The 14,499-nt window shown below is 67.0% G+C and carries 13 protein-coding genes; 6 read left to right on the forward strand and 7 right to left on the reverse strand.

All coding sequences use genetic code 11. From position 1 onward, the window contains the following. Nucleotide 1: 1 nt before the first annotated feature. Nucleotides 2-1,570 carry an aminopeptidase P family protein gene (locus QWJ37_RS05275; protein WP_290244834.1) on the reverse strand — a complete coding sequence of 523 codons (1,569 nt, stop codon included), beginning with the start codon at nucleotides 1,568-1,570 and terminating at the stop codon, nucleotides 2-4. 139 nt (nucleotides 1,571-1,709) lie between these two features. Here QWJ37_RS05275 and QWJ37_RS05280 point away from each other — a divergent pair, with 139 nt between their 5' ends. Beyond that, entirely contained in the window at nucleotides 1,710-2,567 is an 858-nt protein-coding gene (locus QWJ37_RS05280; protein WP_227903625.1) for a PHP domain-containing protein, read from the forward strand. A gap of 69 nt (nucleotides 2,568-2,636) precedes the next feature. Here the strand turns inward: QWJ37_RS05280 and QWJ37_RS05285 are convergent, their stop codons facing one another. Continuing rightward, entirely contained in the window at nucleotides 2,637-3,533 is an 897-nt protein-coding gene (locus QWJ37_RS05285) for a site-specific DNA-methyltransferase (RefSeq protein ID WP_227903624.1), read from the reverse strand. 13 nt (nucleotides 3,534-3,546) lie between these two features. Beyond that, a complete protein-coding gene (locus QWJ37_RS05290) occupies nucleotides 3,547-5,196 on the reverse strand; it encodes a DEAD/DEAH box helicase (RefSeq protein ID WP_227903986.1) in 1,650 nt (549 codons plus the stop codon). A gap of 459 nt (nucleotides 5,197-5,655) precedes the next feature. Here QWJ37_RS05290 and QWJ37_RS05295 point away from each other — a divergent pair, with 459 nt between their 5' ends. Together QWJ37_RS05295 and QWJ37_RS05300 are read left to right on the forward strand one after the other, a co-directional pair. Then, nucleotides 5,656-6,369: a ferritin-like fold-containing protein gene (locus tag QWJ37_RS05295; RefSeq protein ID WP_227903623.1), complete on the forward strand. Its 714-nt coding sequence runs from the start codon at nucleotides 5,656-5,658 to the stop codon at nucleotides 6,367-6,369. A gap of 75 nt (nucleotides 6,370-6,444) precedes the next feature. Further along, the gene (locus QWJ37_RS05300) at nucleotides 6,445-7,542 is read left to right on the forward strand and encodes an SGNH/GDSL hydrolase family protein (RefSeq protein WP_290244512.1); all 1,098 of its coding nucleotides are present in this window, start codon (nucleotides 6,445-6,447) and stop codon (nucleotides 7,540-7,542) included. 246 nt (nucleotides 7,543-7,788) lie between these two features. Here QWJ37_RS05300 and QWJ37_RS05305 read toward each other — a convergent pair whose 3' ends face one another. The 3 genes from QWJ37_RS05305 to QWJ37_RS05315 are packed head-to-tail and all read right to left on the reverse strand — an operon-like array spanning nucleotide 7,789 to nucleotide 8,990. After that, nucleotides 7,789-8,088, reverse strand: a complete 300-nt coding sequence (locus QWJ37_RS05305; RefSeq protein ID WP_290244515.1) for a hypothetical protein — start codon at nucleotides 8,086-8,088, stop codon at nucleotides 7,789-7,791. 18 nt (nucleotides 8,089-8,106) lie between these two features. Continuing rightward, nucleotides 8,107-8,331, reverse strand: coding sequence for a DUF3107 domain-containing protein (locus QWJ37_RS05310; protein ID WP_227903616.1), 225 nt, complete (start codon nucleotides 8,329-8,331; stop codon nucleotides 8,107-8,109). Nucleotides 8,332-8,375: 44 nt separating this feature from the next. Continuing rightward, on the reverse strand, nucleotides 8,376-8,990 hold the full coding sequence (locus tag QWJ37_RS05315; RefSeq protein WP_227903614.1) for a TetR/AcrR family transcriptional regulator: 615 nt from the start codon (nucleotides 8,988-8,990) through the stop codon (nucleotides 8,376-8,378). Nucleotides 8,991-9,108: 118 nt separating this feature from the next. Between QWJ37_RS05315 and moeB the strand changes: the two genes are divergently transcribed. After that, on the forward strand, nucleotides 9,109-10,296 hold the full coding sequence (moeB, locus tag QWJ37_RS05320; RefSeq protein WP_290244518.1) for a molybdopterin-synthase adenylyltransferase MoeB: 1,188 nt from the start codon (nucleotides 9,109-9,111) through the stop codon (nucleotides 10,294-10,296). A gap of 68 nt (nucleotides 10,297-10,364) precedes the next feature. Here the strand turns inward: moeB and QWJ37_RS05325 are convergent, their stop codons facing one another. After that, the gene (locus QWJ37_RS05325) at nucleotides 10,365-11,714 is read right to left on the reverse strand and encodes a glutamyl-tRNA reductase (protein WP_356881299.1); all 1,350 of its coding nucleotides are present in this window, start codon (nucleotides 11,712-11,714) and stop codon (nucleotides 10,365-10,367) included. 144 nt (nucleotides 11,715-11,858) lie between these two features. Between QWJ37_RS05325 and hemE the strand changes: the two genes are divergently transcribed. Next, nucleotides 11,859-12,920 carry a uroporphyrinogen decarboxylase gene (gene hemE / locus QWJ37_RS05330; protein ID WP_227903608.1) on the forward strand — a complete coding sequence of 354 codons (1,062 nt, stop codon included), beginning with the start codon at nucleotides 11,859-11,861 and terminating at the stop codon, nucleotides 12,918-12,920. Nucleotides 12,921-12,922: 2 nt separating this feature from the next. Continuing rightward, the gene (gene hemG / locus QWJ37_RS05335; RefSeq protein ID WP_290244522.1) at nucleotides 12,923-14,452 is read left to right on the forward strand and encodes a protoporphyrinogen oxidase; all 1,530 of its coding nucleotides are present in this window, start codon (nucleotides 12,923-12,925) and stop codon (nucleotides 14,450-14,452) included. Nucleotides 14,453-14,499: the final 47 nt, after the last annotated feature.

Here is a 14,499-nt window from a genome sequence, read left to right on the forward strand (position 1 = left end):
GTTACTCTGCGGCGTAGATACCGGCCATCCAGTCCTCGACGTCGTCCGGGTTGCGGGGGAGGGCGTCGCTCAGGTTCACCGGACCGTCCGCGGTGATCAGGATGTCATCCTCGATCCGCACGCCGATGCCGCGGTATTCCTCGGGCACCGCAAGATCGGTGTCCTTGAAGTACAGGCCGGGCTCGATGGTGAACACCATGCCCTCGGTGATGGTGCCGTCCAGGTACAGCTCGGCGCGGGCCTGGGCACAGTCGTGTACGTCCATGCCGAGGTGGTGGCTGACGCCGTGCGGCATCCAGCGGCGGTGCTGCTGGCCCTCGGGGGAGAGCGCCTCCTCCAATGAAACGGGCAGCAGGCCCCACGCGTCCAGGCGCTCGGCCAGGACCTTGACCGATGCAGCATGCACGTCGCGGAACTTCGCACCGGGCAGGGCAGCGGCGAAGCCTGCGTCGGCTGCGTCGAGGACGGCCTGGTAGACCCTGCGCTGGACCTCGGTGTAGGTGCCGTTGATCGGCAGGGTGCGGGTGACGTCGGCGGTGTAGAGGCTTTCGGCTTCCACTCCGCCGTCGAGCAGGAGCAGTTCACCGGCACGCACCGCACCGTTGTTGCGGATCCAGTGCAGCACGGTGGCATTGTTCCCTGCCGCGGCAATGGTGTCATAGCCCAGGTCATTGCCTTCTTCACGGGCCCGGGCAAAGAACGCACCTTCGACAACGCGCTCGCCGCGGGGGTGGGAAATGGCGCGGGGCAGGGCCTTGACCACTTCGGTGAAGCCGTTGACGGTGGCGGCCACGGCGGCCTTCATCTGCTCGATTTCCCACTCGTCCTTGATCAGGCGGAGTTCGGAAAGGGCCTCGGTGAGCTCGCCGTCCAGGGCATCCAGTGCGCTGAGATCGGCGTTCTCCGGATCCAGTGCGGTGTTGTACCGCACGGTGTCCACCAGGGCGTCAACCATTTCGTCGACGCCGCGCAGCAGCCGGACGGAGACGCCGCCGAACTGCGGATCGCCCACATTGTTCGTGATGGCGGTTTCCGCTTCGTCCAGGTGGCGGGCGGGCAGGCCGAGCATGCTGCTGACGGCCTCCAGGCCCAGGCGGTCACCGATCCAGAAGGAACCGTAACGGGCGTTGGAGTAGAACTCGTCGCTGTCGGTGCCGGCGAGGGGACGGAAGTACAGAACGGCGGTGTGGTTGCCGCCGTCGTCACCGGTGCCGTTTTCCACCGGTTCCATCACCAGCACGGCGTCAGGTTCGCGGTCCAGCCCAAGGCCGGTCATGTGGGCGAAGCCGGAGTGCGCGCGGAAGCGGTAGTCGGTGTCGTTGGAGCGGACCTTCAGCGGACCGGCGGGGATGACCAGCCGTTCGCCGGGGAAACGCCCGGAGAGGGCAAGGCGGCGGCGTGCAGCGAAATCAGCCACGGCGTCGCGCTCCGGAAGTTCGCCGGACTCGGGGGCCCAGCCGGAAGACATGAACTTCTTGAACGCTTCGGAGGAGGGCCGCTGTGAGCGGTTGTTGACCCGGTCCTCGAGCGGCTGGCCCTCGGAGGGCTCGGGCAGGGTGTTCTCTGTCAATGCCTTCTCGGGGAAGGCCTTAGCGTCTGTAGTCACCCCTCCATCGTCTCACCGCCCCGCTAAGCGGCAAAACACCCTTTCCCGCCGGTACCCGCAGGTGCAGCGAAGAGAAGGCGGAACGGGGCGTTAGATTGGAAGCGTGAGAATAGACCTGCATACCCATTCCAGCGTTTCGGACGGCACCGAACAGCCCGCCGAAGTCATGGCTGCAGCTGCTGACGCCGGGCTCGACGTCGTGGCCCTGACCGACCATGACACCACCGCCGGCTGGGCCGAAGCCGCGGCGGCGGCTGTGAAGCTGGGCCTGGCCTTCGTGCCGGGCATGGAGGTCTCCTGCCGCAGTGCGGAGGGCATCAGCGTGCACGTGCTGTCCTACCTGCACGATCCGGAGCATCCCGGGCTGCTGGAGGAAATCGCCCGCTCACGCGCGGCCCGGGTCTCACGCGCGGAACTGATGGTTTCCCGCCTGGCCGAGGACTTTCCCATCGACTGGGCAGCGGTGCAGGAGCAGGTAGCGCCCGGAGCCACTATCGGCCGGCCCCACATCGCCGATGCCCTCGTGGCGGCCGGCGTGGTGCCGAACCGCTCGGCGGCATTCAGCGGGATCCTGACTGCGCGGTCCCCGTACTTCGTGGCGCACTATGCGCCGGAGCCGGCCCGCGCCGTGGAACTGGTGCGGCAGGCCGGGGGAGTGCCTGTGTTCGCGCACCCCGTGGCGTCCTCACGAGGGCGGGTGGTCGGCGAGGCCACCTTCCACGAGATGATCGACGCCGGGCTGCTGGGTGTGGAGGTTGACCATCGGGACAATCCGGAAGAGGGCCGGCAATGGCTGCGCCGGCTCGCCGGGGAGAACTCGCTGCTGGTCACGGGCTCCAGCGACTACCACGGAACCGGCAAGCCGAACCGGCTGGCGGAATTCACCACCGACCCGGCCGTGCTGGTACGCATCGCCGAACTGGGCACCGGCAGCGCCGTCGTCGGCACCCTGCCGGACTGAACCGGAAGCCTGCCCCGGCACCGTGCCGGACTGAACCGGAAGCCGGCCCCGGCACCGGGGCCGCGTTGGTCAGGCGCCTGCAGCAGGTAGCGGCCGGCCCGTTTCGGCGGACACCACGGATGCGGCGGAGCCCAGCCGCCGGGACATGACCTCAATGGCCTGCGGGTTCGCATCCACGCAGACGAATTTGCGGCCCAGCTTTGCCGCCACCGCGCCGAGCGTGCCCGACCCGGCAAAGAAGTCCAGCACCCAGTCCCCCTCGCGGCTGCTGGCGGCCACGGCACGGCGCAGCAGGCCCTCCGGCTTCTGGGTGGGGTAACCGGTTTTTTCCCTGCCGGTGGGGGAGACGATGGTGTGCCACCAGACATCGGTGGGCAGCTTGCCCAGCGCCACCTTTTCCGGGGTGACCAGGCCCGGGGCCATGTACGGTTCGCGGTCCACTTCGGCGTTGTCGAAATGGTAGGCGTCCGGGTTCTTCACATAGACCAGGATGTTGTCGTGCTTGGCCGGCCAGCGGTTTTTCGCCCGTCCGCCATAGTCATACGCCCAGATGATCTCGTTCAGGAAGCAGTCCCGGCCAAACAGGGCGTCCAGCATCACCTTTGCGTAGTGCACCTCGCGGTAGTCCAGGTGCACGTAGAGGGTGCCGTCGTCAGCGAGCAGGCGCCAGGCCTCGGCCAGCCGGGGTTCGAGGAACGCCCAGTAGTCCTCGAACGCGTCGTCGTAGCTGGAGAGCAGCCCCTTGACCGTGCTGTAGCTGCGGCCCTTGAAACCGATCCGGTCGCCGCTGCCGTCGATGCTGCGGACCATGGTGGTCTGCTGCCGGCGCTGGGCACGCCCGGTGTTGAAGGGCGGGTCCACGTAAATCATGGTAAAGGAGCCGTCCGGCAGGGTCGGGAGGAACTCCGCGTTGTCCGCGTGTACCACCAGCGACCCGCCGTCCGGCGTCCACAAAGGGGTGCTCATAGCAGTGCTGCGGCTATTCGGCGGCGGGGCTGGACTTGGCCACTACCTCGCCGTTGCGGCGGCGCGTGCGGCTGCGGCGGGGACGGTCCGCGGCCTTGTCGGCTGCGGGCGCTGCCGCCCGTGCCTCTGCCTGCCGCGATTCGGCGGGACGGTCGGCACTGCGGGATTCGGAGCGGGACTCGCCGCGCCGGGACTCACCGGAGCGGGACTCGCCGCGCCGGGATCCTTCGCGGGAGGAGCTGCGGGAACCTTCCCGGGAGCCGGAGCGGGCCGACCCGCTGCGCTCTGAACGGCCGCGGCCGCCGTCGCGGGTGGAGCCGCTGCGTCCGCCGGACTTGCCCGTTTCGCCCAGATCCTCGATTTTCTCGGCGTCAATACCGGCGTGCGTGCGCTTGTCACGCGGCAGCCGGCCCTTGGTGCCTTCGGGGATATCAAGGTCGGTGTACAGGTGCGGGGAGGAGGAGTAGGTTTCCACCGGCTCGGCCTGGTCCATGCCCAGGGCCTTGTTGATCAGGCCCCAGCGGGGAACATCGTCCCAGTCCACGAAGGTTACCGCGGTGCCCTTGTGCCCGGCGCGGCCGGTGCGGCCCACGCGGTGCAGGTAGGTCTTTTCATCTTCGGGGCACTGGTAGTTGATCACGTGCGTGACGTCGTCGACGTCGATACCGCGGGCGGCGACGTCGGTGGCCACCAGTACGTCCACCTTCTCGTTGCGGAAGGCGCGCATGGCCTGCTCGCGGGCACCCTGGCCCAGGTCGCCGTGCATGGCGGCAACGGCGAAGCCGCGGTCCACGAGTTCCTCGGAGAGCTTCGCGGCGGTGCGCTTGGTCTTGGTGAAAATGATGGTCCGGCCGCGGCCGCGGGCCTGCAGGATGCGGGCCACCACCTCGGCCTTGTCCAGGTTGTGCGCCCGGTAGACCACCTGCCGGATGTCCTTCTTCGTCAGGCCTTCGTCATCGGGATCGGCCGCCCGGATGTGGGTGGGCTTGGTCATGTAGCGGCGTGCCATGGAGACGACGGCACCGGGCATGGTGGCCGAGAACAGGAGGGTCTGGCGGACCGCCGGGGTGGCAGCCATCAGGGTTTCCACGTCCGGCAGGAAGCCGAGGTCCAGCATCTCGTCGGCCTCGTCGAGGACGACAATGCGTACGTTCTTCAGCGAGAGGTGCTTTTTGTTGTAGAGGTCGATCAGGCGTCCGGGGGTGCCCACAACGATTTCGACGCCGGCAGCCAGGGCCTCGATCTGCGGTTCGTAGGCACGGCCGCCGTAAATGGTGACAATGCGGGCACCGCGGCGGCGGGCCGCGGTGGTGAGGTCGCCGGCCACCTGGACAGCCAGTTCGCGGGTAGGCACCACAATCAGGGCCTGCGGGGCACCGGGGACCGCGAGGTCGGCATAGCCTTCGTCGTCGGGCGCCACCACGCGCTGCAGGGCGGGGATGCCGAAGCCGAGGGTCTTACCCGTGCCGGTCTTGGCCTGGCCGATGATGTCATGCCCGCCGAGTGCAACCGGCAGGGTCATGGACTGGATCGGGAAGGGGTGGGTGATTCCGGCATCAGAAAGGGATTCCACGATGTCGGCACGAACGCCGAAATCGGCGAAGGTCAGTTCGGGGATTTCCGCAGCCTCGGCCTTGGTGGCCAGACTGTCGGCAACCGTCAGTTCTTCGTTGCTGTCATCTGCGGTGAGGTGACGATCGTCCTCAACCTGGGAAAGTTCAGTGTTCAATTAAATACCGTTCAGTTTAGGCAGCGCGGGGTGCCAGGCTCGACGAGTGGCTGAGACAGCCCATCCCGGAGCGGATGGCACGCACGCGGTGCGCGTCCAGCGGAAGCCGATCGCGGGCTAACAACTGCGGGCCGCCTGTGCTCCATTGGCCACGGCGGCGGCCGAAAATTCAAGATCGCGTAGGGTTTGCGGGTCTGGTCAAAACAATAACTTCACGTGAGCAGGTCACGTGACTATTCATACGTTACTTATACGACAGACGACCGGGCATCCAGTTACTACCTCACCAGTCTACCCGGCACCCGCTGATCGCCCTGCATCCGTGACACGTGGAGGGGCCCGGGCGCGCCGCCGCCGTGCTTCGGGGCTCCGGCGCCGGGTACGCTGGCCGTTATGACTAACGGGCATCATTCGGATCTGCCGGCCTCTTCCGCAACGGACGCACAGGACGCCTCGGAGACGTATCAGCGGTTCCTGACGGATCTGTTCGGGGCTATCGCCTACGGGGAGCTATCCGCTTTTGAACGGATGTCCTCCGACGCAAGGTTTTCCCCCACGCTGCATGACCGCGCCACGCTCGGACGGCTGGCGGTGCACGAATACGCGCACTTCGAAGTGATCTGCACGCGGCTTACCGCCATGGGCGTGGACCCGGAAGAAGCCATGCGGCCCTTCCAGGCTTCGGTGGACGCCTTCCATGACCGGACCCGGCCCGCGGACTGGTACGAGTCACTGATGAAGTTCTACGTCACGGATGCCATCTCCGATGACTTCTACCAGGCTGTCGCCTCCTGGCTGGATGCAGAGACCAACAGCCTGATCCAGGGACTAAAAGCCACAGAACAGCCCGGGGAGATCCTTCAGGGGCGGCTGAAGGTAGCCTTGGCCGACGATCCGCGGCTTGCCTCCCGGCTGGCACTGTGGGGCCGGCGCCTGGTGGGCGAGGCCCTGACCCAGGCCCAGCGCGTAGTGGTGGAACGTGCCTTCCCGGGGAGCCTGCTTGAGGGGCAGGGGCGCGAGGCCGTCGACGCCGAAATCAAGGCGCTCACCGCACAGCTGACACGTAATCATTCGAAACGTATGAGTCTTCTGGGGTTAACTGCCTGACGGCCGCTACGCTTCCCCCATAGGGAGCCAATGGCCAGGACCGGCGGCTACGGGGGAACCAACGCGGAGGAACGAATGGGGCCAGTCCTTCATGCGCGGCGGCTTGCGGGTGTTGCCGTGCTGACCTGCCTGCTCCTGTGCAGCCCGTTTCCCGGCCCCGGCGGATCGGACCGGCCGGGATACGCCAAGCCTGCCGCAGCCGCCAAGACCCTGAATTCGGGATCGTTCAAAGCCGGCCTTGCGCCCGCAGGCGTTCCCAGGGAAGCCTGGCGGGATCTGCAGGTGCTGGCGGAAACCCAGCGGAAAGCGGGGCTGTCACCGGCCGTGCAGGCAGGGAAGGTGACCTGTAATGCTGCCGGGTGCAGCCGGCAGATCGGTGCGCGCCTGGAACTGCGGAATGCCGACACCGGCGCGCATCTGGTCCGCGACGCCGTCCATCGCGTCTGGAACACCCCCGAGGGGGCATCCCTCGGGTTTCCGATACGCTCCGAGTACCCCCATGGGAACGGATTCCGCACTGACTTCCAGAACGGTTCGCTGATGTATGACCCCGTGACCGGACGGGTAATGAGCGTGGTTCCCGGCGTCGATGAGTCCGCCCTGGTGATCGGCGATTCCCAGACTTCGATAAAGACCTGGGTTGGACAGGGCCTGATCCAGGCCGGTTACCGGCCCATCCTCCGGGGTGCCAACGGCACCGGATTCGCCCACGGGAACGGAACGGTCTCCGCATACGCCCAGGCACTCGAGTCACATCAGTGGCTGCTGCCGTGGGGAGAGCCCGCGCTGATCATCCTGCAGGGCGGCGGCAACGACACCGCACATTCAGCGGCAGAGATTCAAAGCGGCGCCCGCCGGCTGATCAGCGATGTACGCCAGAGCTATCCTTCGGCACGGATCCTTATGGTCGGAGTCATCGGAGACGGCACCGGCCCGCGGAAGGACGTGGACCGGTTGCTCGCGGCTACCGCAGCAGAAGCCGGGCTGGAATTCCTCAGCCCGGGGGACTGGTGGGCCCGCTACGGCCTCAATGGGGCGATGCGGCCGGACGGGAGGCACCTGAGCCCCGAAGGCCACGCCAGGACAGCCGGGGTTTTCGCCCGCGAACTGGAACGCATCGCGCCCGTGGACAGCGGCTTTTCCTCGGGCCGGCCGGCGCGTGCCCTGCAGTAAGCGGCAGCGGGCACCCGGAAGGACGCCCGCGTCCCGGACGGGCAGCCGGTCCCCGGCCGGAACCGGAACCGGAAACAGCAAACGGGACGGCACCGAAGTGCCGTCCCGTTATTGAGCTGCGTCCTGTTGAGCTGCGTCCTATTGAGCTGTGTCTTTTGGAGCAGCACCTTATTGATTAGCGTCTCAGCCTCGCCCGGCATGATTTCCCCGAACGTGCACCGGCCGGGCCTTCTCGGCACGGCTGGATCAGAGCCGGAGGATCCGGTCCTGCTCTGCTGCGTCGGCAGCTGCCCGTTTGCGGCCGATGGGTACGGCTGCGATGAGCGGGGCCAGGACGGCTACCGCGGCCGGCACCGCCCATCCGATCCATGCGGATTCAAAGGACGCGGCCCCGGCCATCTGGAACGCAATCCAGGTCAGGATCGCGGCACAGACGGCGATGCCCGGGAGCAGCAGCACACCGTATCTGTCCCGGTGCCGGTCCGCAGCCCAGACGGCAAGGCCGGCCGCCGCGGCGGTCAGGGTAACGAGGATCAGGCTGAGCATAATCCGGCGGCGGTGCGGCTAGAGTGCGCCGAAACCGACGCGGCGGACCTCTTCGGCGCCAATCTCCACATAGCCGATGGAAGCTCCGGGCACCACGATCAGGCGGCCCTTGACATCCTTCAGGCGCAGCAGCGCGCCGCTGGCCAGGGACTGCTCCACGGCGTCGGCAACTTCATCGGCGCTCTGGCCGGACTCGAAGACAATCTCGCGGGCTACGTTCTGAATGCCGATTTTTACTTCCACCGTGGTGCCTCCTGTAAACGATTAAGAACTTCTCGAAATCTACTCTAGATCTCCTTGGGGAACCGGCTGATTCCGCGCCAAGCTAAACGGTAGACCAGCTCGGACGCGGCATCGATGTCCAATCCGCCGTCGGTTTCCAGCCAGTAACGTGCGCTGACCTGCGCCATGCCGGCCAGCGCACGCCCAAGCAGGGTGGCTTCCAGATGGGAGAGCTTTGTGTCTTCGGCGATTACACCGGCAATACTGCTGGCGAACCGGGCATTGAATTCCTCAATGCGTGCGCTGACCTCGGCATCGGACGTCAGATCGGATTCAAAGACCATCCGGTGCCCCTGGCTGTCCTGGGCGACGAAACGGAAATAGGCCCGCATGGTTTCCCGCACGCGCAGTTTGTTATCCGTGGTGGACTTCAGCGCCGTATCCAGGAATTCGGTGAGGGTATTGAGGTGGTTATCCAGCAGCGCCATATACAGTTCCCGCTTGCCCGGGAAGTGCTGGTAGAGCACGGGCTTGCTGACATGCGCGGCCTCGGCGATCTCGTCCATTGCCGCACCGTGGAAACCGTGCGTTACGAACACCTCCTGAGCGGCGCTCAGCAGTTGCCGGCGGCGTTCCTCCCGCGGGAGTCGAACCGGTTTGCCGGCTGCCTGGTTACTCACTGATGGACCTTTCAACAGTTCCGGCGCGGTCCGCTGCACGGACAATGACCATTATTTTACCTGCGGGTGTTTGTAGCGACAGGTCCAAGAGCCATACCCGTGGCTTAGATTGGACTTCATGACCTTAGCAAGTTCACCGGTTCCTGCCACGGAACTACCCGCATTGGTGGCGCCGGGAGCGGAACTCACCCGTGAAGAAACCGAACGCTACTCCCGGCACCTGATCATCCCCGGGTTCGGGGTCCATGCCCAGCGCAGGCTAAAGAACGCCCGGGTGCTGGTGGTCGGGGCCGGCGGATTGGGATCCCCGACGCTGCTGTACCTGGCGGCCGCGGGAGTAGGCACCCTCGGTGTTGTCGACGACGACGTGGTTGATCTTTCCAACCTGCAGCGCCAGGTGATCCACGGGGTCTCGGATGTGGGCAGTCCCAAGGTGGAATCCGCGGCCCGCAGCGTGGCCGAGCTGAATCCGCTGGTGAATCTCATCCTGCACCGGGAGCGGCTGGATAATTCAAACGTGCTCGATATCTTTTCCGGCTATGACCTGATTGTGGACGGCACGGATAACTTCGCCACCCGCTACATGGTCAATGACGCGGCGGAGATCCTGGGCAAGCCGTACGTGTGGGGTTCCATTCTCCGCTTTGACGGCCAGGTCAGCGTCTTCTGGGGCCTGCACGGGCCGACCTACCGTGACCTGTTTCCGCAGGCACCCGAACCCGGATCGGTGCCTTCCTGTGCCGAGGGCGGAGTGCTTGGTGTGCTCTGTGCACAGATCGGTTCCGTGATGGTCAACGAAGCCATCAAGCTGATTACCGGTACCGGCCGGACCCTGCTGGGGCGGGTGCTGGTCTTCAATGCAATGGAAATGAGCTGGCGCGAGGTAAGGGTCCGCCGCGACCCGGCCGCCGAACCGGTAACCGAGCTCACCGATTACCAGGCGTTCTGCGGGGTGGCGCCGGCGGCAGCACCGGCTGGCCCGGAGGTGGACGTGGCGGTCCTGCAGGAACTGCTCGCGGAACGCTCCGCCGGGCTGCGCGACTTCGAACTTCTGGACGTGCGCGAGCCGGGGGAATACGGGATTGTCAACATCGAAGGGGCGCGGCTGGTGCCGCGGGGCACGGTCTTGGCGGGCGGGTTCCGGCCCGATCCGGGCCGCCCCGTGTACGTGCACTGCAAATCCGGCGGCCGGTCTGCGGAAGTGGCTGCTTATCTGCGCGGCGAGGGCTACCCGGAGGTCTATAACGTCGCCGGCGGGATCCTTGAATGGGTGCGCCGGGTGGAACCGGAGAAACCGCTGTACTGAGGAATCCGGCTACGGACGGTGGCAGGGCCAGGGGGGCGGGCCAGGACTATGCGGGACGGTGCAGGAGACTACGCGGACCTGGGTTCATTCCGGCCGGCGTCCTCTGCGTCCGTTTCGGCGGCGGGGGAGGGAGCAGCCGGTGTGGCATTGCCTGCTGTGTCCGCACGGTCCACGGTGATGCCGTACAGGGCTTCGAGTCCGCGGATGTAGTCCTCCTGCTGGCCGCTGGCAGCGAGCTCGCGGGCACGGACCGTGGGCACGTGGAGCAGCTGCTTGACCATGCGGCGCATGGCAAACTCCACTTCCTCGGCCGCGCCGGAGCAACCGTGCTGGGAGCGGACCTTTTCCAGCTCGGACTCCAGGACGTTCAGGGTGTGCCGGCGCAGCGCGATGATCGCGGAATCCATTTCACGGCTGAGCTGCTGCTTGGAGAAATTCCTGGCTGCCTCGGCAACAATGCTGCTGGCCTGCTTCAGCGACTCGGCCTGCTCCGCGGGGGCCGCCAGCCGGACGGATTCCAGGGTAATGAGTTCGACGCCGTCGATCTCGCGGACGGCGGGATCAAAGTCGTGGGTGAGGGCAAGGTCAATGATGATCAGCGGCTTGCCGGCTGCCGCGCGGACGCGGCGGACATCGTCGGCACTGACCTGGCTGTCACTGCCGCTGCAGCCGATCACGACGTCGGCGTTGGTCAGCGCTTCCGGAAGGGACTTGCGCGTCAGCGGCCGGCCGCCACGGGAGGCGGCGAAGGACTCGGCCCGGTTGGAAGAGGAGTAGACACTGATGTCAGTGCAGCCGCGGTCCTTGAGCAGGGCCATGGTGGCGCCGGCATAGGCGCCGGTGCCGAAGACCACCACTGACTTCTTTGACCAGTCGGTATCTTCGGAAAGGTCGGTAGCCAGGCCGAGGGCAACGGACACAATGGAAAGCCCCCGCTTGCCGAGGGCTGTCATGGCACCAACATCCTTCGCGGTGCGGGAAGCGGTTTGGAACAATCTGCTCAACCCGCCGCTGACCGTGCCGGATTCCTGGGCTTCAATCAGCGCCCGGCGCACCTGGCCGGCGATTTCGCGTTCGCCCACCACGGCGGAGTCCAGGCCCGCGCCCACGGCAAACAGGTGCTGGGCAACGGATTCACCGGTATTGGTGGCAAAGGAACGGGACACCTGGTCCTCACTCATGCCGGAGAGCCGGCTGATCTCTGCGACCACGGCGGAACGTGCGGCCTCGACGTCGTCGTCGGACTTCGTTTCGCAGTACACCTCCAGCCGGTTGCAGGTGGCAAGGACCACGGAGCCGGTAACGGCGGTTCCGGATTCGACCAGCGAAGACGGGACCTCGGACGCGCCGGCACTCAGGCGGGCGACAGTCTCCAGGTCTACGTCGGTGTGCGTAGCAATAAGGGAAAGTAGAACCACAGTAGGTCAATACTAGCCACCCCCGGCAGGTTCCCTTCAACCGGGCCGGCCGGAATCACGCCTGCGGGGGTGTGAGAAGGGACACCAGGCGGGCCCGGATGGCCCCGGTTATCGATTGCCGCGGATTTTGGAGAGAATCAAAGTATGACTCTTAGCGCCACTCATCCGCTGCTGGATGGCCGCACGGCCGATTCCCCCCTGATCACCGCCTACCGGGGCGGCACGCCGACGCGCCGCCCGGTGTGGTTTATGCGCCAGGCAGGCCGCTCCCTGCCCGAGTACCTGAAGGCGCGCGAGGGAATCGGGATGCTCGACTCCTGCCTGCGGCCGGAACTTGCCGCGGAGATCACCCTCCAGCCGGTGCGCCGCCACGATGTTGATGCGGGCATCTTCTTCTCCGACATTGTCATCCCGCTGAAACTCGCCGGGGTGGACGTGGACATTGTTCCCGGCGTTGGTCCTGTGCTTGGTTCCCCGGTGCGCACCGCAGCGGACGTTGCCGCCCTGCCGCGGCTGACCGAAGAAGCCCTGGAGCCGATCCGTGAGGCAGTCCGGCTGACCGTTGCCGAACTCGGGTCCAAGCCGCTGATCGGTTTTGCCGGCGCCCCGTTCACGCTTGCGGCGTACATGGTGGAGGGCAAGCCTTCCCGCGACCACCTCGGCCCGCGCACCATGATGCACGCGGACCCGGATGCCTGGCAGGCGCTGACCGCCTGGGCAGCCGACGCCTCCGGCATGTTCCTGCGCGCCCAGCTTGAAGCCGGTGCCAGTGCCGGACAGCTGTTCGATTCGTGGGCCGGTTCCCTGGGCCTGGCGGACTACGTCCGGCACGTTGCCCCGGCCTCCGCCCGCGCCCTGGACCACGTCCGCGGCCTGGGGGCCCCGCTGGTGCACTTCGGCACCGGCACTTCCGAACTCCTGGTGGCCATGCGCGACGTCGGCGTGGACGTAGTGGGCGTTGACTACCGGCTTCCGCTGGACGAAGCCAACCGCCGGCTCGGCGGCCGGACCCCGCTGCAGGGAAATATCGACCCCGCTCTGCTCAGCGCCCCGTGGCCCATCCTGGAAGCCCACGTCCGTGAGGTTCTCGCCGCCGGCGCATCGGCTCCCGGCCACGTAGTCAACCTTGGCCACGGTGTTCCCCCGGAAACCGACGCCACAGTGCTGACCCGGGTGGTTGAACTGATTCATTCGGTGGAGCCGTAACCATGCCGCACCGTTTTGCCGCCAAAACCGGACGGGCAGCCCGGCCCGGCAGAAGCACTGAGTCCGGCGCCGTCCCGCCTGAAAACACCCCTTCCGCCGTTGTTGTGGGCGGGGGCATCTCCGGCCTGATCGCCGCGCGTGACCTCGCCCGGGCCGGCATCCGCGTCACCGTCCTGGAGGCTTCCGGCTCCTTCGGCGGATGTGTGGGACGGCATGAGGTGGCCGGTATCCGGCTGGACAGCGGAGCTGAATCCTTCGCCACCAAATCCACTGCCGTGCCCGAGCTGATCAGCGAGCTGGGCCTGTCCGGCGCCGTCGTACAGCCGAACCCTGCCGGTTCCTGGCTGCAGCTGGCCGCCGCTGACCTGCCCGCCGGCGCACAGCGGATGCCTGCCAGCGGGATCCTGGGCATCCCGGCGGATCCGCGCGATCCGGACATAGTCCGTGCCCTGGGCCGGGTGGGGGCTGCCCGTGCAGCCCTGGACAAGGTTCTTCCGGTGGGTGCCCTGCAACGCCGGGAATCCGTCAGTCTGGGGGAGGTGGTCCGCAGCCGGATGGGTGAAGCGGTGCTTCGCCGGCTGGTCACCCCGGTGGTTGGCGGCGTCTATTCAGCGGACCCGAATGTACTGGATGTGGATTCCGTTGCCCCCGGGCTCCGTGCGGCCATTGCCAAACACGGCTCGCTGGCTGCTGCGGTGGGGGCCATCCGCGCCGCCGCCCCGGCCGGTTCGGCAGTGGCCGGACTGGAGGGCGGCATGGGCCGCCTGGCCGAGGCGCTGACAGCCGATCTTGAAGCCTCGGGCGTGCTGCTGCTCGCCGGAACGCGGGCCGAAAAACTGAGCCGGCATAACGACGGCTGGCAGATCCGCGTCGCTGACGGCGACGGCGACACCCGGGAACTCAGCGCCGATGCCGTGGTGGTAGCCACGGACGGCCCGGCAGCCGTGGACCTGATGTCCGGGGCCCTGCCCGAGCTCTCCGCGTACAAGCCCTCGCCGGGACCCGGCGTCGCACTGGTCACCCTGGTAGTGGACCGGCCGGAACTGGATGCCATGCCGCGCGGCACCGGCGTCCTGGTTGACCGGGAGGTGGAAGGCGTGGATGCCAAGGCACTGACCCATGCCACCGCCAAGTGGCAGTGGCTCGCGGATTCCACCGGACCCGGCACGCATGTGCTGCGCCTTTCCTACGGGCGGGCACTTTCACCTGATGACGCGGCCAGCGAACCCGCCCACGCCGAACGCGCTGACGAGGACCTCCTCCGGCAGGCCGTGGCGGATGCCTCCGCACTGCTGCAGGTTTCCCTCAGTGCCGAGGATGTGGTGGGCGCCGACGTGGTGCGCTGGGTCGGTGCACTGCCGTCCGCAGCAGTGGGCCACAGTGACCGGGTGGCGGCGGTCCGGGCAGCCGTGGCAGAAGTATCCGGGCTGGAAGCGGTCGGCGCCTGGCTGGCCGGTACCGGGCTGGCCGCGGTAACCGCGGATACCCGGACCCGGACGGCGGCTCTGGCGCGGGCGCTGCAGCAGGTGTGACATTAACCACTTTCTACAAGTTGTAGAAGTTCTGTGTTTCGATTTAC

This window comes from Arthrobacter sp. YD2 (genome assembly GCF_030410475.1).
In the GTDB taxonomy this organism is placed as follows: Bacteria; Actinomycetota; Actinomycetes; order Actinomycetales; family Micrococcaceae; genus Arthrobacter_B; species Arthrobacter_B zhangbolii.